We start from the raw sequence: 18,848 nt of genomic DNA, 5'->3' as shown, positions 1-18,848 counted from the left end.
CGCGGGCGTTTTTTCTTGCGCGTGCGCGTGCCCGACCCCGAGCGATCGGCTGAAACTCCGGTGCGCCGCTCGCACGACCCACGCGTTCGACCGATTGTACGGGGCGCCGCCGCGCGGCGGCGACACGCGCGCGATCGTGCCAATCGCGACAGGCAAAAAAAAGCCGCCCGGAACGGGCGGCTTGCGGGTGCGCGACGCGCTGCTTACTTCAGTGCGTCGAACGCGCGCTCGCGGATTTCGTCGACGGTGCCGAGGCCCGAGATCTTGCGATACTGCGGCGCCTTCAGACCGTTTTCCTCGCCACGCTGTGCCCAGTCGCCGTAGTACGTGATCAGCGGCTTGGTCTGCGCTTCGTATACTTCGAGACGCTTTTTGACAGTTTCTTCCTTGTCGTCGTCGCGCTGGATCAGCGGTTCGCCCGTCACGTCGTCGTGACCTTCGACCTTCGGCGGGTTGAACTTGACGTGGTACGTACGGCCCGATGCCGGGTGCGTGCGACGGCCGCTCATGCGCTCGATGATTTCCGAGAACGGGACGTCGATCTCGAGCACGTAGTCGATCGCGACGCCGGCTTCCTTCATCGCGTCAGCCTGCGCGATCGTGCGCGGGAAACCGTCGAACAGATAGCCGTTCGCGCAGTCGGATTCCTTCAGGCGCTCCTTGACGAGGCCGATGATCAGCGCGTCCGGCACGAGCTTGCCGGCATCCATGTAGCCCTTCGCCTCGACGCCGAGCGGCGTGCCGGCCTTCACGGCTGCGCGCAGCATGTCGCCCGTCGAGATTTGCGGGATGCCGAATTTTTCCTTGATGAAGTTTGCCTGGGTGCCCTTTCCCGCGCCGGGCGCGCCCAACAGGATCAAACGCATGGTGATATCTCCAAGTATGTAGATTCGTGTGGCGAGACACAAAGGCGTCGGCGACGGCGGGCGCGGGGCTTGCCCGGCGCGCGGCGGACCGGTCTGATGCGACGCGTCGGCTTGGGCGACGCGCGGCTGCCGGCAGGGCCACGGGCGGGGTCAAGCGAGGACGCGCTGGTCGCGGACGGCTCGCACAATCGCCTGATTATGCCACGGGTTATTTTGAACCCGGCTGAAAAAGGGCCTGCACGCGCGCGAGATCGGCCGGCGTGTCGATGCCGGCTTCGGGCGCGGACTCGGTGATCAGCACCGCGATGCGCTCGCCGTGCCACAGCGCGCGCAGCTGTTCGAGCTGCTCGGCCTGTTCGATCGGCGCCTGCGCGAGCGACGGATAGGTGCGCAGGAAACGCGCGCGATACGCATAGAGGCCGATGTGCCGGTAGACCGGGAAGGCCGGCGCCGGCATGGCCGCGACGTCGGGCCAGTGCGGCTGGTATGCATCGCGGCTCCACGGAATCGGCGCGCGCGAGAAGTACAGCGCGACGCTCTGCGCGTCGAGCGCGACCTTCACGACGTTCGGGTTGAACACGTCGGCCGCGTCGTGGATCGGGTGCGCCGCGGTCGCGATCGCGCACGCCGGATGCGCGGCGAGGTGCGACGCTACGTCGCGCACGAGCACGGGGTCGATCAGCGGCTCGTCGCCCTGCACGTTGACGACCACGGTGTCGTCGCGCCAGCCGAAGGCCGCCGCGACTTCCGCGAGCCGGTCGGTGCCGGACGGATGATCGGCGCGCGTGAGCACCGCCTCGAAGCCGTGATCGCGCGCCGCGTCGAGCACGCTCTGCGCGTCGGATGCGACGAGCACCTGTTGCGCGCCCGCTTCGCGCGCGCGCTCGGCGACACGCACGACCATCGGCTTGCCGCCGAGATCGGCGAGCGGCTTGTTCGGGAGCCGCGTCGACGCGAGCCGGGCGGGAATGACGGCGATGAAGGGTTGCGGGTGAGTCATCGGGGAGCGTTGAGAAGGACGGGGCGGGCGACGCCGGAAGCCGGTCGCCCGGCGAACTGCGGCGACCCGGCCGGGGCCGGGCCGCCTGTGTCGATTCGGTGCGCCGGACGAGCGGCGCGGCGGTTCAGCGGCCGGCCGGGTCGACCGGCGTGCCTTCGACGGTCTGGCGCGCTTCGTCGACCAGCATCACGGGGATGCCGTCGCGGATCGGGTAGGCGAGCTTGTCCGCTTTGCAGATCAGCTCCTGCGCGGCACGGTCGTAGTGGAGCGGGCCTTTGCAGATAGGGCACACAATGATTTCAAGCAGGCGAGCGTCCACGGAGTTTCTCCACAACGAGGGCAATGAGGCGAGGGTCGAGCGCGGCTTCGACGGGGACCACCCACAGTCGGGCGTCGCGCCAGGAAGGGCCCAATTTTACTGCATCCTTCTCGGTGATCAGGATCGCATCGACGGCATCGTCGACGAACGGATTGTCCGCGAACGCGTAATGGTCCGGCAGCGCGCGGGTCGCCGGCGCGAGACCGGCCGCGCGCAGCGTCGCGAAGAAGCGCTCCGGCGCGCCGATGCCGGCTGCGGCGAGCACGCGTTCGTTCGCGAACTGCGACAGCGGGCGGCGCAGCGTGGGCTGGTCGAGGTGCCACGCGGCGCCCGGCGTCAGCGCGAGCGCGTAGGTGTCGGGCCAGGGCGGCAGCGCGCTACTGTACGGGTCGTTGACGAGCGTCGCGTCGCGGTGCCGCGACAGCGGCTCGCGCAGCGGGCCGGCCGGCAGCAGGAAACCGTTGCCGCCGAGCCGGTGGTCGAATACGACGAGCTCGACGGTGCGCGCGAGGCGGTAGTGCTGCAGGCCGTCGTCGCTGACGATCACGTCGACGTCCGGATGCGCGGCGCGCAGCGCCTGCGCGGCCGCGACGCGATCGGGGCACACCCACACGGGCGCGCCGGTGCGGCGCGCGATCAGCAGCGGTTCGTCGCCGGCCGCGCCCGCGCGCGACGCCGGCGTGACGGCGGTCGGCACCTTCACGTTCGCGCCATAGCCGCGCGACACGACGCCGGGCGTGAAGCCGGCCGCGCGCAGCGCGTCGACGAGCGCGATCACGGTCGGCGTCTTGCCGGTGCCGCCGACGGTCACGTTGCCGACCACGACGACCGGCACGCCGACGTCGACCGGCTGCTTCCAGCCTTGCGCGTAAGCGGTGCGCCGCAGCGCCGCGCACAGGCCGAACACGCAGGCGAACGGCGTGAGCGCCCACGCGAGCGCGCCGCGGCGCTGCCATTCGCGTGTCAGGCGCGCTTCGAGTCGCGCGAGCGGGCCGCCGGGCGCGCTCATCGGGCCGGGCGCGGCGCGTCGTGCGCCGCGGCGAGGGACGGATTCGTCAAGGCGGATTCTCCGTTGGGCGGCGCATGCCGCAGGGTCCGTGGAAGGCGGCACTCTAGCGCGCCGCACGCCGGCGCGGCAAGCGCGACCGGCCGCCGCAGCGCCCGGGGCCGGATCGTGGCGCCCTGTGGATAACTCTGTGAAAAACTCCCCGGTCGATTGCCTCAAACGCCCGCCCGGCGGGCATCGAATCGGATGTGAATTATTTTGAAAGATTTAAAAAACTATAAAAATCAAGGTGTTACGAAGAATTGTCTGGTTTTTTTAGCGGTTTCCGCGCGTTTTACGCGGACGAATGCCAGAGTGTGGACACTTTCCGCGCGTGGCGGCGAATGCGGCGGCGCTGGACGCCGCACGCGTGTCGGACTATCGTGACGCCGCCAGCATTCATCCGACCGTCCATGCTTTCCGACTCTCCTTTTTCCACGCCCGGCGCCACGCGCGGCGGCGACGAAGTGATTCCCGTTTCGGCGCTCAATCGCGCGATTTCGACGATGCTCGAGCGCTCGTTTCCGCTGCTGTGGATTTCGGGCGAAGTATCGAATTTCACGCGCGCCGCGAGCGGCCACTGGTATTTCTCGATCAAGGACCAGCAGGCGCAGATGCGCTGCGTGATGTTCCGCGGCCGCGCGCAATACGCCGAATTCACGCCGCGCGAAGGCGACCGCATCGAAGTGCGCGCGGTCGTCACGATGTACGAGCCGCGCGGCGAAGTGCAGCTCAACGTCGAAGCCGTGCGACGCACCGGGCAGGGGCGCCTGTACGAAGCGTTCCTGCGGCTGAAGGCGCAGCTCGAAGCCGAGGGTCTGTTCGCCCCCGAGCGCAAGCGGCCGTTGCCGCCCCACCCGCGCGCGATCGGCATCGTCACGTCGCTGCAGGCCGCCGCGCTGCGCGACGTGCTCACCACGCTCGCCCGGCGCGCGCCGCACATTCCGGTGATCGTCTATCCGGCCCCCGTGCAGGGCGCCGGTTCCGCCGAGAAGCTCGTCGCGGCCGTCGCGACCGCGAATGCGCGGCGCGAGGTCGACGTGCTGCTGGTGTGTCGCGGCGGCGGCTCGATCGAGGATCTGTGGTCGTTCAACGACGAAGCGCTGGCGCGCGCGATCGCGGCGAGCGAGCTGCCGGTCGTCAGCGGTGTCGGCCACGAAACCGATTTCACGATCGCGGACTTCGCGGCCGACCTGCGCGCGCCGACGCCGACCGGTGCGGCCGAACTCGCGAGCCCGCAACGCGCGCTGCTGCTGCGCGAGGTCGACGAGCGCCAGCGTGCGCTCGCGCGCGGCATGGCGCGCCGGCTCGAACAGCGCGCGCAGCAGCTCGACTGGCTTGCACGCCGGCTCGTGAGCCCGGCCGAGCGGCTGCAGCGGCAACGCACGCACGTCGAGCAGCTCGCGGCGCGGCTGGCGTCGGCGGCGTCGCGGCCGGTGCGCGATGCACGCGCGCGTTTCGCGCTCGCGCAACTGCGCTGGCAGCGCGCGCGGCCCGATGCGTCACAGGCGCGCCATGCGCTCGCGGGGCTGTCGCAACGTCTGGCCAGTGCGTTGCAGCGCCGTCACGAACGCGACACGGCGCGTGTGTCGGCCTGTGCGGCGCGGCTCGAGGTGCTGAGCCCGCAGCGCACGCTCGAGCGCGGCTATGCGGCGCTGATCGATGCGCAGACGGGCCGCGCGGTGCGCGCGCCGAACGCGCTGAAGCCGCAGCGGCGCCTGACCGTGCATCTCGCCGAAGGCTCGGCCGACGTGTCGCTCGCCGACGTGCAGCCGCGGCTGACCGATACGATCTGACGTAACCGGCGCGAGCGACACGCGGCGATCGTCGCAACGAACACGGCGCGGGCGGGCACGGATGCTGCGCATCGTCGGGTTCGTCCTGCCGGACGTTGCGCCAGCATCGCTTTTCCGCATACCGCGGATAAATGGCCCGTGAGTTTGCGGGGTTATTCGTCCTCGCCTACAATCGGACGCTCGGCAGCATCCAACACAGCCTCCCTACATACTCAACGAAGGAATCGCCATGGCTCATACGCTCCCGCCGCTCCCGTACGCTGAAGACGCACTCGCGCCGACCATCTCGAAAGAGACGATCGAGTACCACTACGGCAAGCACCATCAGGCTTATGTGACGAACCTGAACAATCTGATCCCGGGCACGGAATTCGAAAACCTGCCGCTGGAAGAGATCGTGAAGAAGTCGTCGGGCGGCATCTTCAACAACGCCGCGCAAATCTGGAACCACACGTTCTTCTGGAACAGCCTGTCGCCGAACGGCGGCGGCGCACCGACGGGCGCGCTGGGCGACGCGATCAACGCGAAGTGGGGTTCGTACGACGCATTCAAGGAAGCGTTCACGAAGGCCGCGGTCGGCACGTTCGGTTCGGGCTGGGCATGGCTCGTGAAGAAGGCCGACGGTTCGCTCGACATCGTGTCGACGAGCAACGCCGCCACGCCGCTGACGACCGCCGACAAGGCACTGCTGACGATCGACGTGTGGGAACACGCGTACTACATCGACTACCGCAACGCCCGTCCGAAGTTCGTCGAGGCGTTCTGGAACATCGTGAACTGGGACTTCGCAGCGAAGAACTTCGCGTAAGTCCGCCGCCTGCGCGCCGCCACGGCGCGTGGCATCGAAAAAAGCCCTCGTTTCGAGGGCTTTTTGTTTTTTGTCTCGCCCCGAACGCGTCGGATCGGCCGGATCAGCCGGCCATGCCCAGCACCCAGCCGAACGTGGCGCTCGCGATCACCACGGCCCATGGCGGCACGCGCCAGAACACCAGTGCGACGAACGCGACCAGCGCGGCGGCCAGGTCGCGCGGCGCGACGATCGTGTCGGTCCAGACCGGGTGATAGAGCGCGGCGAGCAGCAGCCCGACGACGGCCGCGTTCACGCCGGCGAGCGCGGCCTGCATGTGCGCGCTGCGGCGCAGGCGTTCCCAGAATGGCGCGGTGCCGGCGATCAGCAGGAACGACGGCGCGAAGATCGACACGAGCGCGATCGTGCCGCCGAGCCAGCCGTTCGGCGCATCGCGCAGCGACGCACCGAGGAACGCCGAGAACGTGAACAGCGGCCCCGGCACGGCCTGCGCGACCCCATACCCGGCCAGGAAAGCCGAATCGCCGACCCAGCCGGGCGCGACCACGGCCGCCTGCAGCAGCGGCAGCACCACATGGCCGCCGCCGAACACGAGCGCGCCCGTGCGGAAGAACGCATCGACGACGGCGAGCGTATCGGAGCGCAGCGCGCGGGCCGCGAACGGCAGCGCGACGAGCAGCGCCGCGAACAGCGCAAGCCACAGCACGCCCGCGCGGGGCGACACGTGCAGCGGCAACGGTTCGTGCGCGTCGCGCGCCGGTTGCGGCAGCAGCACGAGACCGGCCGCGCCAGCCACGACGATCACCGCGATCTGCGTCCACGCGGCCGGCGCGAGCAGCGCGACGCACGCGGCCGCGGCCATCAGCGTGACGCGCCGCGCATCCGGGCACAGCGTGCGCGCCATGCCCCACACGGCTTGCGCGATCACCGCGACCGACACGATGCGCAGCCCGTGCAGCGCGCCGGCTTCGATCGGTGCGCCCGTCGCGTGAACGCCGAGCGCGAACAGCATCATCAGCAGCGCCGACGGCAGCGTGAAACCGAGCCACGCGGCGAACATGCCGGCGTAGCCGGCGCGCGCGAGCCCGATCGCCATCCCGACCTGGCTGCTCGCCGGCCCCGGCAGGAACTGGCACAGCCCGACCAGATCGGCATAGGTGCGCTCCGTGAGCCAGCCGCGCCGCGTGACGAATTCCGCGCGAAAGTAGCCGAGATGCGCGACCGGCCCGCCGAACGACGTGAGACCGAGCCGCAGGAACGCGATGAAGACGGGCCACGGATGACGGGCGGGGGCGGGGAGGGTCGACGTGTTCAAGGCGGTGCGCGCGGCGGACGGAACGAGCCGCCACGATAGCGCAACTCGGCGGCCGCGGGGCAGCGCGTAGCGGCCGGTCGGGGCCGTTGTGCGGGGTTCAGTACGGGCCGTCGCCGAGCCCGCTCGCGCGCCGCAACGCATCGATGTCGACGAGCTCGATCTCGCCGACGTGCAGCCGCACGACGCCGTCGGCCTGCAGCGCCTTCAGCAACTGGTTGGTGGTCTGCCGCGTCAGCGACAGCATCGACGCGAGCGTTTCCTGCGACAGCCGGATGTGCGTGCGCCCGGCGCTGATGCCGCCGTAGCCCTCGGCGATCATCAACAGCCGCGCGGCGAGCCGCTGCGCGGCCGGCATCACGCTCATCGATTCGACCGTCAGGAAGCTCAGGCGCAGCTTTTGCGCCATCAGCAGCGCGAACTGCCGCCAGTATTGCGGCGTCGCATCGAGGATCGCGAGCAGTGCAGCCTGCGGCACGTGCAGCAGCAGCGTGTCGTCGAGCGCGACGGCGTCGTGCGTGCGCGGCTGGCCGTCGAACAACGCGATCTCGCCGAACCACGTGACGGGCTCCGCCACCGTCAGCAGCGCTTCCTTGCCGTGCGGATCGACCGCGCCTATCGTGAGTGAACCGGCCAGTACCGCGTACAGCCCGCACGGCGGGTCGCCGCGCCGGAACAGCGCATGGCCGGACGGCAGGCGGCGCAGCGTCGCGCGGGCGATCAGGTCGGCGCGCAGCGCGGGCGGCAGCCCGGCGAACCACGGGTTCGCTTCGATCTGCGGCAGGTACGGGGCGAGCGAAGAAGGCATGGGCACGCGATGTCGGGTAGCTGACAGAGGTTCTCGGGCGTGACGCGCATCATAGCGCTCGATGACCGATCAGGAGACACCATGAAGACCCTCGAAGACCATCTTTCCCAGTATGCGGCCTACCATCGCGACGCGCGCAACATCGCGACGCATCTGGTCGGCATCCCGATGATCGTGTTCGCGGTCGAGGTGCTGCTGTCGCGGCCGGCGCTCGGGATGCCGGCCGGTATCGCGCTGTCGCCGGCGCTGCTGCTCGCCGTCGTGTCGGCGCTGTTCTACCTGCGTCTCGACCTGCGGTTCGGGATCGTGATGACCGTGCTGCTCGCGCTCGGCCTGTGGGCCGCGCAGTCGCTGGCGCCGCTGCCGACCGCGCAATGGCTCGCGATCGGCATCGGCGCGTTCGTCGTCGGCTGGATCGTGCAGTTCGTCGGGCACTGGTTCGAAGGCCGCAAGCCCGCGTTCGTCGACGATCTGGTCGGCCTGATCGTCGGGCCGCTGTTCGTCGTCGCCGAGGTCGCGTTTTTCGCGGGGCTGCGCGCCGACGTGCGCCGCGAAGTCGAGCGGCGCGCCGGCCCGGTGCATGGCGGCGCGCATTCGCATGTCTGATGCACCGGCCGGGCCGGTCTGCGTGTTCGGCGCGGGCGCGGTCGGCTGCTATCTCGGCGGCCGCCTCGCGGCGGCCGGCGCGCACGTGACGCTCGTCGGCCGCACGCGGATCGGCGACGCGATTCAGCTGCACGGGCTCACGCTGACCGATCGGCGCGGTTATCGTGCCGCGCTTGCGCCGGCCGATGTCGGATTCGCCACCGAGCCGGCCGCCGCGGCCGACGCACGGCTCGTGCTCGTTGCGGTGAAGTCGGCGGCCACGCGCGAGGCCGCCGCGCAACTGGCCGGCGTGCTGCGGCCCGGCACGATCGTGATCAGCTTCCAGAACGGCCTGCACAACGCAGACGTGCTGCGCGACGCGCTCCCGCAAGCGACGGTGCTGGCCGGCATGGTGCCGTTCAACGTGATCGAGCGCGGTCCCGGCGCGTATCACCAGGGTTCGGCCGGCAGATTGGCGACCGACGCGTCGGCCGCGCTGCAGCCGTTCATTGGCCTGTTCGCGCGCGCCGGGCTGCCGCTCGTGCTGCATCGCGACATGCGTGCCGTGCAATGGGCGAAGCTCCTGCTCAACCTGAACAACGCGGTCAATGCGCTCGCGAATGTGCCGCTGCGCGACGAACTTGCCCAACGCCCGTATCGGCGCTGCGTCGCCTTGGCCCAGCGCGAGGCGCTGCACTGGCTGGCGCGGGCCGCGATCCGGCCCGTGCGGTTGACGCCGTTGCCGGCCGCGTGGATCCCGGCCGTGCTCGACCTGCCGGATGCGGCGTTTCGCGTGGTCGGCGGCCGCATGCTCGCGATCGATCCGCTGGCGCGGTCGTCGATGTCCGACGATCTCGCCGCGCACCGCGCGACGGAAGTCGAGTGGATCAACGGCGAAATCGTGCGGCTGGCCGGGCGCTTCGGTGCGCCGGCGGCGGTCAATGCGCGGCTGTGCGCGCTCGTCCACGACGCGGAACGCGCGGCGGTGCGTCCGGCGTGGCGCGGCGATGCGCTGTGGGCCGACCTCGTCGCGCAGGTGCCGCATGCGGGCCACGTGCCGGCCACGTAGGCTGGCGGTGCTCCCGGCGTCGACCACGCGGCGGCGCGGGCCGTGCGCAACGACTAAGATGCGGAGTGCGTCATACGACGCCTTTGCGGAGCAATCGCCATGGTGGATCGCCCGACCCTCGATGCCTACGACGCGCATGCCGCGCAATACGCGCAGGACTGGCTCGACCAGGCCGCGCCCGACGACATGTATGCGCTGCTCGAACAGCATTTCTCGCCGGGGCTGACCGCCGACGTCGGATGCGGCGCGGGGCGCGACACGGCCTGGCTCGCGTCGCGCGGCTTCGACGTGCGCGGCTACGACGCGAGCGCCGCGCTGCTCGACGAGGCGCGGCGACGCCATCGCGGTCTGACGTTCGAACTGGCCGCGCTGCCGGCGCTGGCCGGCGTACCGTCCGGCGCGTTTCGCAACGTGCTGTGCGAAACCGTCGTCATGCATCTCGAACAGGCGGACGCCGCGGCCGCCGCCGCGCGGCTCGCCGATCTGCTGATGCCGGGCGGCACGTTGTACCTGAGCTGGCGGGTGGCCGGAAGCGGCATGTTGCGCGACGAGCGCGGCCGCCTCTATACGCCGCTCGATTCGGCGCGGATGCATGCGGCGCTGGGCGCCGGCGTGCACGTGATCGACGAACACGAGGTGGTCAGTGCGTCGTCCGGCAAGCGCGTGCACCGGCTGATCGTGCGCAAGGCGGGCGGCGACGCGTGAGCGCGCCGCGCCGGCGCAGTTACTCGCGGCTGAGGGCCGCTTCCCAGTTGATGTCGACGCAGAGCACCTGCATGCCCGTCGCGGCCGGTGCGGCGATCGACGCGGTCACGCACAGGTGGGCCTCGTTGATCGACAGGTAGGGCGCCGTCAGATGCACGCCACCCGGCGCGCGCATCGCATCGATGAAGTACGGGCGGCGTTCCCAGCTCGCGCCTTCGGAATGCAGCAGCGGCCGGAAACGCTTCGCGCGTTGCGATACGCTGCCGCGCGCGAGCACGTTGTCGCCGATCTGGCGGCCCGACGCGTCGAGCAGGAAGCAGCGCGCGGTCTCGGGCAGTCCGAGCACGGCGGCGGCCGCATCGACGAGCGACTCGCCCGCGCCGAGCCGGCGGCTCGCTTCCTCGAGCGCGGCGACGTACGGCGCGAGCCGTTCCGCCTGCGTGCGCTCGCGCTGCGCGACGCGCAGCCGCAGCGCGGCCGACAGCGTGTCCATGCAGCCCGCGGCGGCCTGCGGCTGCACGGGATCGACGCTCGGCCCCGCGAAGTACTGGCCCTGCACGAAATCGACGTCGCATTCGAGCGCGATCAGCGCGTCGCGTTCGGTCGCGAGCCCGCCCATCAGCACGAGCTGGCCGGATTCGTGCAGCAGCGACACGAGCCCCGGCAGCACGCGTTCGAGATGCGAGTGCTCGCTCGCCTGCGCGAGGATGCCGCGGTCGAGCGTGACGATGTCCGGATGCAGGTGCCACACGCGATCGACGTTCGAATGCTTCGCGCCGAACCCGACGAGCGCGATCAGGAAGCCGGCCTTGCGCAGCCCGTCGATGATCGCCGCATAGCGCGGCGTCTCGCCGCCGGCCTGCTCGGGCACCTCGAGCACCACGCGGTGCGGCGGCAGCCCGAGCGCCTTCAGGTTCGCGAGCAGCGCGTCGCCGTAGATGGTGTCCATCAGCGCGGCCGGATGCAGGCTCAGGAAGAGCCATTCGTCGTGGCTGTCGAACGCGTGGAAGTTGCCGAGATGCAACGATTCGGCGAGCCGGCCGAGCTCGAGCAGGTCGCCGCGCCGCGCCGCCTGCGTGAACACCTCGTGCGACGCCACCTGGCGGCTTTCCTCGTCGTGCGCGCGCAGCGACGCGTGATAGCCGATCGCGCGCCGGTGCGACACCGAGAACACGGGCTGGAACACGCTGAACACGGTGTAGCCGCCGTACAGCACGGTGCGCCGGTTCCCGTCGTCGCCGGCGACGGGGCGGGGCGGCTGAAAGCCGGGGGGATCGATTTCGATCATGCTCATGATGTCGGCCGAAGGGAGACTGCCAGTTTACCTACAGAATAGGCGAGCAAGAAGCATGCACGGCTGCGCGCCGCATGCGGCCGCCCGTCGCGCTTGGCGCGCGCACGGGGCCGGGTCGCATTGCACCGCGATGGTGCGCGCCGGCCCGATTCGGCGCGCGCCGCGCGTCACGCGCGCTCGGACGGATCGGTCTTGCGCGCGGTGCTGCGGATCTCGGGTGCGAGCTGCGCGAAGATCCACGCGGACGCGGCCGTGATGATCCCGACGCAGACGAACGTCGCATGGAACGCCGGCAGCGTGTTGCTCGGCGTCACGGTGCGCAGCATGCCGGTGAACGTCGCGAGCAGCGCGCCGGCGACCGTGACGCCGAGGCTCATCGACAGCATCTGCACGAGCGAGAACAGGCTGTTGCCGCTGCTCGCGCCGCCGGTGCCGAGATCCTTAAGCGTCAGCGTGTTCATCGCGGTGAACTGCATCGAGTTGAACCCGCCGAACAGCGCGAGATGCACGACCTTCACCCACACCGGCACCGTGTCGCGCATCAGCGCGAAGCTCGCCATCATCACGCCGACCATGATCGTGTTCGCGAGCAGCACCTTGCGGTAGCCGTGCCGCGTGATCAGGCGCGTGATGATCCGCTTCGAGAACATGCCGGCCGCCGCGACCGGCAGCATCATCAGCCCGGCCTCGAACGCCGAGTAGCCGAGGCTCACCTGCAGCAGCAGCGGGATCAGGTACGGCATCGCGCCGCTGCCGATCCGCGCGAACAGGTTGCCGAGCAGCCCGACGCTGAACGTGTGGATCTTGAACAGCTCGAGCGAGAAGATCGGCTGCGGCGCGCGCACCGCGTACAGTCCGTACGCGACGAAGCACGCGAGACTCAGGATCAGCAGCACCAGCACCGCCGCGTGTTGCATGCCGAGATCGGCGAGCCCGTCGAGCGACAGCGAAATCGCGACCATGCCGATCGTCAGCAGCAGATAGCCTTTCAGGTCGAAGCGGCCGGCGGCCGGGTTGCGCGAATCGGGCATCGAATAGAAGGTCGCGATGCAGCCCGCGACGCCGACCGGCACGTTGATCAGGAAGATCCAGTGCCACGACGCGATCTTCACGAGCCAGCCGCCGAGCGTCGGCCCGATCAGCGGGCCGATCAGGCCCGGAATCGCGACGAACGACAGCGCGGGCAGGTAGCGTTCGGCCGGGAACGTGCGCAGCACCGCGAGCCGCCCGACCGGCAGCAGCATCGCGCCGCCGACGCCCTGCACGATGCGGAAGGCGACCAGTTGCGTCAGCGTATGGGCGTTCGCGCACAGCAGTGAGCCGAGCGAGAACACCAGGATCGCGCTGAAGAACACCCGCCGCGTGCCGAACGTATCGGCAAGCCAGCCCGACACGGGGATCATCACCGCCATCGTCAGCGAGTACGCGATCACGACCGATTGCATCCGCAACGGCGATTCGCCGAGGCTCGCGGCCATCGACGGCAGCGCCGTGTTGACGATCGTCGCGTCGAGCGTCTGCATGAAGAAGCCCGTCGCAACGAGCCAGAGCATCACGGTGAGGTTCTTTTCGCCGGGAGCGGCGGCAGGCGGGCGTTGGAACATGACGGCGGGGCGGTGGCGCGGGACAGCCGACATTGTAGGGAAAGCCGCCGCGCCGTGCAGGTTCGGGCGGCACTCATGTGGCCTCGACGACCCGACCCGATTCGGCGCGACCTCGGCCGGCCCGGCCGCCGGAGGCCTGTCCTCGTCGGGCGGCCAGTACAGTTCGGTCAAAAGCGTCTGCGGCCGTATCTGTCCGTGTACCGCCGCCGTCCGAAATACTGGTGTGATCGAACCCGTGTGACCAGGAGGCTGCCATGCGCGAACTGCGACTTTACGTGATGGACGGCGACGAGCCGGCCGGACGGTGGCGGATCGTCGATCGCACGCTGCTCGAGGTGGCCGAAGGCGACGTGTGGGTGACCGTCGAGGGCCGGCCAGACGATCACTGGCTGGGCGCCGGTGCGTCGCTGACCTTGCTGCCGGGCACCCATGCGTGGGTCAGCGCCGGGCCGCGCGGCGCGACGTTCGCGTTCGGCCCGCTCGCGGTGTCGGCCGTGCGCACCGCGCCTGCATGGTGGCGCCCGTTCGCCGTGTGGCGCGACGGCCGGCGTCACCCGGCCGCATCGCTGCCGACGTAGCGGGCCCGCGGTCGGATCAGCTTTCCTTCCGCGTACTGTTCGAGCGCATGCGCGATCCAGCCGGCCGTGCGGCCGGCCGCGAACAGCGTGAACGCCGCGCCGTCGGGCAGCGCGAGCGTGCGCTCCAGCACCGCGAGCACGAAATCGATCGTCGGCCGCAGGCCCGTCGCCGCTTCGACGCGTGCGGCGAGCGCGCGCGCCATGCGCAGCGCCGGCCGCTCGGGCGCCGTCGCGTGCAGTGCATCGAGCAGCGCCCGCGCGCGCGGGTCGCCGTCGGGATACAGCGGGTGCGCGAAGCCGGACAGGGCCGTGCGGCCGCCGTCCGCGCGTTCGTCGTGCGCCAGCCGCAGCGCGAGGTAGCGATCGAGATCGGCGGCGCGGGCCGCTTCGTCGAGCAGCGTGCCGGCGCGGAACGTCTCGCCGCCGTGGCGCGGCCCCGACAGCGCCGCGAGCCCGCCCGAGATCGCGCCGAACAGGTGGCTGCCGGTCGACGCGATGCAGCGCACCGCGAAGGTCGACGGATTCAGTTCGTGATCGGCGCACAGCACGAGCGCGCGCCGCAGCAGGTCGGCGTCATTGCGCCGCCGCACGCGCCACGCGGACGCGAGCTGGCGGTGCACGGGCGCGTCGCCCGGCGCGATGCCGGCGAGTGCGGCCGTCGCGACGCGCAGCAGCAGCGCCGCGGCATCGAGCTGGGCGTCGCGCCCCTGCGCCCACAGGCGCGGCAGCGACGCGGCGGCGGCCGGCAGCAGCACCAGCGCGCGTTCGAGCGGGGCGAGGTGCGCCCAGCGACGCGCCCAGTCGTCCCACTGCGCCGCGTCGAAACCGGTCGACGCGAGCGACGTGGCGGCCAGCCGCGCGGGCGGACAGTCCCAGAGCCGCGCGGCCGTTTCTTCGAGGGTCGCTGCATCGGCCAGCGCGATCGCATCGGCGCCGCGGTAGCGCAGGCGGCCGTCGGCGATCTGCGTGATCCGCGATTCCAGCACCGGCACGCCCCAGTCGAGCGAACGTTCGGCGACACCGCCCGCGCGTTTCGCATCGGCGCGGCGGCGCGCGAGCAGGCGCACTTCGTTGGCGTCGTAGCGGCGGCGCTTGGTCGCGCCGTCGGGCAGCGAGCGCAGCAGGCCGCGGCTCACGTACGCGTAAAGTGTGCTCACGCTGACGCCGAGCATGCCGGCGGCTTCCTGCGCACTGAGGGATGTCATGCCGGTTGCTCCTGGCGGCGCGCATGAAGCGCGGGCCCGCTACAACTATTCGTTATGTATTGATTCGCGCAATCAAGATTGATCGCGGCTGTCGCGAATTCTAGACTCGATTCCGTCTCCTCGACGGCATCCTCTTCACCATGACCATGACACCCGAACGTGCATTGACGTATCTGTGGCAACTCGCAGACGGCGAACCCGACGCGCTGGCCCGCACGACCGTGACCGGGCAGGACCCGGCGTTGCCGTCGACGTTTCATGTCGGCACGCTCGCCGCCGCGACGATCGCCGCGGCCGGGCTCGCGGCAGCCGAATGTCATCGGCTGCGCACGGGCATCGCGCAATCGGTCGACGTGTCGGTGCGCGACGCGCTCGTCGCGTTTCGCAGCGAGCGCTACCTGCGCGTGGACGACGGGCCGCCGCCGGAGTTGCGTCATCCGGTGACCGGTTTCTTCGAGACGGGCGACGGACGCTGGATTCAACTGCACGCGAATTTCCCGCATCACCTGCACGGCATCCTCGACGTGCTCGGCTGCGGCCCGCAGCCGCCCGACGTCGCCGCGGCGATCCGTACGTGGGACGGCGCGGCACTCGATACCGCGCTGGCCGACGCCGGTCTGTGCGCGGCATTGATCAGAACCCCTGACGAATGGGCGGCGCACGAGCAGGCGCGCGCGATCGCGTCGCTGCCGCTATTCGAGATCGAGCGGATCGGCGACGCGCCGGCCGAGCCGATCGGCCGCGGCGAGGCCGACCGGCCGCTGGCCGGCGTGCGCGTGCTCGATCTCACGCGCATCATCGCTGGGCCGGTCGCGGGCCGCACGCTGGCGTCGCACGGCGCGCAGACGCTGCTCGTCAACGGTCCGCACCTGCCCAACATCGCGCCGCTCGTGATCGACAACGGACGCGGCAAGCGCTCGACGTGGATCGATCTGCGCGACGCGGCGGGCGTCGATACGCTGCACGCGCTGGCACGCGAGACGGACGTGTTTCTGCAGTCGTACCGGCCCGGCGCGCTCGCGGCGCGCGGCTTCACGCCGCAGGCACTGGCGGCGCGGCGGCCCGGCATCGTCTACGTGTCGGTGTCGGCGTACGGGCACGCGGGGCCGTGGGCGAAGCGGCGCGGGTTCGACAGCCTCGTGCAATCGGCGAGCGGAATCGCCTGGCAGGAGCAGCAGGCCGCGCATGCGAGCGGGCCGCGCCATCTGCCGTGCCAGGCGCTCGATCATGCAACGGGGTATCTCGCGGCGTTCGGCGCGATGATCGCGCTCGCGCGGCGGGCGCGCGAAGGGGGCAGTTGGCACGTGCGGATGTCGCTCGCTCAGACGGGGCGCTGGCTGCAGTCGTTCGGCGCCGTGCCGGACGGGTTGCAGGCGCCCGATCTCGCGCTGGCCGACGTGCGCGACCGGATCGATCGCGTCGCGTCGCCGTTCGGCGTGCTCGACACCGTGCGGCCGGCCGAGTGGTTGTCGGCAACGCCGCCGGCGTTCGCGCGGCCGCCCGTGCCGCCCGGCACCGACGACGCGCGCTGGTTGTGAGGGCCGCTGGCGCGGCTCGCGTTACTTGCGCAGCTCGACGACGAAATCGTAGTAGTCGTTGCGGCAGTAGGTATCGGTCAGTTCGATCGCGCGCTGGTCGGACGTATAGCCGATTCGTGTGATCAGCAGCAGTGCGTCGTGCGGGGCGATGCCCATCTGCTCGGCGATCTCGTCGGTCGCGTTGACCGCGCGGAAATGCTGCAGCGCGCGCACGATCGGCGTGCCGCGTGCTTCGAGATAGCTGTACAGCGAGCCGACGATCGCCTGCGGATCGGGAATCAGCGTCGCGGGGAACGTGGAGTTCTCGACGGCCATCACGATGCCGTCGGCGAGGCGCAGGCGTTTCAGGCGTGTAACCGATGCGGCCGGCGACAGCCCGAGCTGGATCACTTCGTCGCGGTTGGCGGGCTGGATTTCGCGTGCGAGCCACTGCGAACTCGGCTTGAAGCCGCGGCGCTCGAGCATTTCGCTGAAGCTCGACAGTCGCGACAGCGGATCCTCGTAGCGCGGCTGGATGAAGTTGCCCGCGCCTTGCGTGCGGCGGATCAAGCCTTGCTCGACGAGCAGCGCGATCGCCTTGCGCGCGGTGATGCGCGATACGCCGAGCGCTTCGGACAACACACGCTCGGAAGGCAACGCTTCGCCGGCCGTCCAGCGGTTGTCGTGGATCGCATCGCCGAGCTTGCGGGCGAGCTGCAGGTAGAGCGGCGTATCGTTGTCGGGGTCGGGGCGCAGGTCCTGCCAGCGGTCGTCCGTGGGTGCCTTCATACAATGGGTATCGATCAGGTTGCGGCCATTCTAAGTCATCATGCCGCGCCGTTATAGCCGGTTTTTGCCGTGTAATAGGCCGGGGGCGCACCGATTGACTACACTGATGCGTCGTATTCGATGCTTCGGCCGCGGTGTGCGGCCACGAATCCGCAACGAGGAAACGCATGACAGACACGATCGCCACGGTCGTTTTGCCGAGCGGCGAGACGATTCCGAAGCTGGGCCTGGGCACCTGGGAAATGGGCGAGCGGCCGGCGCGGCGCGCGGACGAGATTGCCGCGTTGCGCGAAGGCATCGAACTCGGGATGACGCTGGTCGATACCGCCGAGATGTACGGCGACGGCGCGACCGAGGAACTCGTCGGCGACGCGCTTGCGGGCCTGCGCGACGACGTGTTCCTCGTCAGCAAGGTCTATCCGCATCATGCGAGCCGGCGCGGCGTCGTCGCCGCGTGCGACGCGAGCCTCAAGCGCCTGCGCACCGATCGCGTCGACCTGTACCTTCTGCACTGGCGCGGGTCGGTGCCGCTCGAGGAAACCGTCGCGGGTTTCGACGCGTTGCAGCGCGCGGGCAAGATCCGCCACTGGGGCGTCAGCAATTTCGATACGGCCGACATGGCCGAACTCGTCGACGAGGCGGGCGGCGGTGCATGCGCCACCAACCAGATTCTCTACAACATCGCGCGACGCGGCCCGGAATTCGACCTGCTGCCGTGGCTGGCCGACCACCGGATACCGGCGATGGCGTACAGCCCGGTCGATCACGGACGGCTGCCGAAACGCTCGCCGCTCGACGAGATCGCACGGCTGCGCGGCGTGTCGGTGACGCGCGTCGCCCTGGCATGGGTGCTCGCGCAGCCGGGGGTATTCGCGATTCCGAAGGCGTCGCGGATCGAACACGTGCGCGACAACCGCGCCGCGCTCGATTTCGTGTTGAGCGATGACGAGCGCGCGCAGCTTGACGCGTATTTCCGTCCGCCGCGCAGCAAGCGCGCGCTCGAGATGCTCTGACCGGAGTCGGTCGCGCAACGTGTCGGGTCAGTGGTTGCCGCCGGACGATCCGCCGTTGCCGTGACCGCCGCCGTTGCCGGCGCCATGGCCGTTGCCGACGCCGTTGGCCCCGCCATTGCCGGCGCCACCACTGCCATTGCCGTTACCGTTACCGTTGCCGCCGCCATTGCCGTGGCCACCGGTGCCATTGGCGCCGCCGCTTCCGCCGTTGCCTCCGCCGGCACCGCCGCTATTGCCGCCATTGCCACGGCCGTTGCCGACACCGTTGGCGCCGCCATTGCCGGCACCGCCGCTGCCGTTGCCATTGCCGTTGCCGCCACCATTGCCGTGACCGCCGCCGCCGTGACCGCCGCCGTTGCCGCCGCCGTTGCCGCCGCCATTGCCGCCGCCGTTGCCGCCGCCATTGCCGCCGCCATTGCCGCCGCCGTGACCGCCGCCGCTGCCGTTGCCGCCGCCGTGACCGCCGCCGCTGCCGTTGCCGCCGCCGCCGCCGCCCCCGCCGTTGCCGTTGCCGCCGTTGCCGCCGCCGTTGCCA

The 18,848-nt window shown here is 70.5% G+C and carries 19 protein-coding genes; 8 read left to right on the top strand and 11 right to left on the bottom strand.

Going from position 1 to position 18,848, the window contains the following annotated elements; translation table 11 throughout:
- Positions 1-203: 203 nt before the first annotated feature.
- The 4 genes from adk to lpxK all read right to left on the bottom strand — a co-directional run bounded on the left by adk (position 204) and on the right by lpxK (position 3,194).
- Positions 204-866 (bottom strand): adenylate kinase, encoded by a 663-nt coding sequence (gene adk, locus H0X90_RS33490; protein ID WP_006482212.1) that lies wholly within the window; start codon positions 864-866, stop codon positions 204-206.
- Between the two features lie 208 nt (positions 867-1,074).
- The gene (gene kdsB, locus H0X90_RS33485) at positions 1,075-1,866 is read right to left on the bottom strand and encodes a 3-deoxy-manno-octulosonate cytidylyltransferase (RefSeq protein WP_006482208.1); all 792 of its coding nucleotides are present in this window, start codon (positions 1,864-1,866) and stop codon (positions 1,075-1,077) included.
- Between the two features lie 124 nt (positions 1,867-1,990).
- Positions 1,991-2,185, bottom strand: a complete 195-nt coding sequence (locus H0X90_RS33480; protein ID WP_077190487.1) for a Trm112 family protein — start codon at positions 2,183-2,185, stop codon at positions 1,991-1,993.
- Complete coding sequence (gene lpxK, locus H0X90_RS33475; RefSeq protein ID WP_077190489.1) at positions 2,166-3,194, bottom strand: tetraacyldisaccharide 4'-kinase; 1,029 nt, start codon at positions 3,192-3,194, stop codon at positions 2,166-2,168. The genes H0X90_RS33480 and lpxK overlap by 20 nt, the downstream gene beginning before the upstream one ends.
- 449 nt (positions 3,195-3,643) lie before the next feature.
- Between lpxK and xseA the strand changes: the two genes are divergently transcribed.
- Positions 3,644-5,026: an exodeoxyribonuclease VII large subunit gene (gene xseA / locus H0X90_RS33470; protein WP_077190491.1), complete on the top strand. Its 1,383-nt coding sequence runs from the start codon at positions 3,644-3,646 to the stop codon at positions 5,024-5,026.
- A gap of 229 nt (positions 5,027-5,255) precedes the next feature.
- Positions 5,256-5,834: a superoxide dismutase [Fe] gene (gene sodB / locus H0X90_RS33465; RefSeq protein WP_006489396.1), complete on the top strand. Its 579-nt coding sequence runs from the start codon at positions 5,256-5,258 to the stop codon at positions 5,832-5,834.
- A 103-nt stretch (positions 5,835-5,937) separates the two neighbouring features.
- Here the strand turns inward: sodB and chrA are convergent, their stop codons facing one another.
- Positions 5,938-7,149 (bottom strand): chromate efflux transporter, encoded by a 1,212-nt coding sequence (gene chrA / locus H0X90_RS33460; protein ID WP_034201435.1) that lies wholly within the window; start codon positions 7,147-7,149, stop codon positions 5,938-5,940.
- A gap of 97 nt (positions 7,150-7,246) precedes the next feature.
- Entirely contained in the window at positions 7,247-7,954 is a 708-nt protein-coding gene (locus H0X90_RS33455) for a Crp/Fnr family transcriptional regulator (RefSeq protein WP_006491070.1), read from the bottom strand.
- An 81-nt stretch (positions 7,955-8,035) separates the two neighbouring features.
- On the opposite strand from H0X90_RS33455, the gene H0X90_RS33450 reads away from it, so the two are divergent.
- From H0X90_RS33450 to H0X90_RS33440, 3 genes are all read left to right on the top strand, one after another.
- Positions 8,036-8,560: a DUF962 domain-containing protein gene (locus tag H0X90_RS33450; protein WP_060264787.1), complete on the top strand. Its 525-nt coding sequence runs from the start codon at positions 8,036-8,038 to the stop codon at positions 8,558-8,560.
- Entirely contained in the window at positions 8,553-9,608 is a 1,056-nt protein-coding gene (locus H0X90_RS33445) for a 2-dehydropantoate 2-reductase (RefSeq protein ID WP_077190493.1), read from the top strand. Before H0X90_RS33450 ends, H0X90_RS33445 begins: the two co-directional genes overlap by 8 nt.
- A 99-nt stretch (positions 9,609-9,707) precedes the next feature.
- Positions 9,708-10,313, top strand: coding sequence for a bifunctional 2-polyprenyl-6-hydroxyphenol methylase/3-demethylubiquinol 3-O-methyltransferase UbiG (locus H0X90_RS33440; protein ID WP_006496464.1), 606 nt, complete (start codon positions 9,708-9,710; stop codon positions 10,311-10,313).
- Between the two features lie 19 nt (positions 10,314-10,332).
- Here H0X90_RS33440 and H0X90_RS33435 read toward each other — a convergent pair whose 3' ends face one another.
- Both H0X90_RS33435 and mdtD read right to left on the bottom strand, forming a co-directional pair.
- On the bottom strand, positions 10,333-11,607 hold the full coding sequence (locus H0X90_RS33435; RefSeq protein ID WP_006496463.1) for an EAL domain-containing protein: 1,275 nt from the start codon (positions 11,605-11,607) through the stop codon (positions 10,333-10,335).
- Between the two features lie 167 nt (positions 11,608-11,774).
- Positions 11,775-13,211 (bottom strand): multidrug transporter subunit MdtD, encoded by a 1,437-nt coding sequence (mdtD, locus tag H0X90_RS33430; RefSeq protein WP_006490788.1) that lies wholly within the window; start codon positions 13,209-13,211, stop codon positions 11,775-11,777.
- A gap of 254 nt (positions 13,212-13,465) precedes the next feature.
- On the opposite strand from mdtD, the gene H0X90_RS33425 reads away from it, so the two are divergent.
- Complete coding sequence (locus tag H0X90_RS33425; RefSeq protein WP_058901753.1) at positions 13,466-13,789, top strand: DUF2917 domain-containing protein; 324 nt, start codon at positions 13,466-13,468, stop codon at positions 13,787-13,789.
- Here H0X90_RS33425 and H0X90_RS33420 read toward each other — a convergent pair.
- Positions 13,762-14,994 carry a citrate/2-methylcitrate synthase gene (locus H0X90_RS33420; RefSeq protein ID WP_062884356.1) on the bottom strand — a complete coding sequence of 411 codons (1,233 nt, stop codon included), beginning with the start codon at positions 14,992-14,994 and terminating at the stop codon, positions 13,762-13,764. The two genes, H0X90_RS33425 and H0X90_RS33420, sit on opposite strands and share 28 nt — an antisense overlap.
- A gap of 146 nt (positions 14,995-15,140) precedes the next feature.
- On the opposite strand from H0X90_RS33420, the gene H0X90_RS33415 reads away from it, so the two are divergent.
- A complete protein-coding gene (locus tag H0X90_RS33415; RefSeq protein ID WP_077190495.1) occupies positions 15,141-16,532 on the top strand; it encodes a CoA transferase in 1,392 nt (463 codons plus the stop codon).
- 21 nt (positions 16,533-16,553) lie between these two features.
- On the opposite strand, the gene H0X90_RS33410 is transcribed toward H0X90_RS33415, so the two are convergent.
- Positions 16,554-17,300, bottom strand: coding sequence for a GntR family transcriptional regulator (locus H0X90_RS33410; protein WP_006489667.1), 747 nt, complete (start codon positions 17,298-17,300; stop codon positions 16,554-16,556).
- A 167-nt stretch (positions 17,301-17,467) separates the two neighbouring features.
- Between H0X90_RS33410 and H0X90_RS33405 the strand changes: the two genes are divergently transcribed.
- Positions 17,468-18,313, top strand: coding sequence for an aldo/keto reductase (locus H0X90_RS33405; RefSeq protein ID WP_006496457.1), 846 nt, complete (start codon positions 17,468-17,470; stop codon positions 18,311-18,313).
- A 27-nt stretch (positions 18,314-18,340) separates the two neighbouring features.
- Here the strand turns inward: H0X90_RS33405 and H0X90_RS33400 are convergent.
- Positions 18,341-18,848, bottom strand: a 508-nt coding sequence (locus H0X90_RS33400; protein ID WP_196438385.1) for a hypothetical protein, incomplete at its 5' end; no start/stop codon positions are given.

It is taken from the genome of Burkholderia sp. 9775_39, assembly GCF_015712225.1.
Lineage (GTDB): Bacteria > Pseudomonadota > Gammaproteobacteria > Burkholderiales > Burkholderiaceae > Burkholderia > Burkholderia cenocepacia.
Note: the sequence above shows the minus strand (reverse complement) of the source record. Positions and strands in the feature narration are given on the sequence as shown.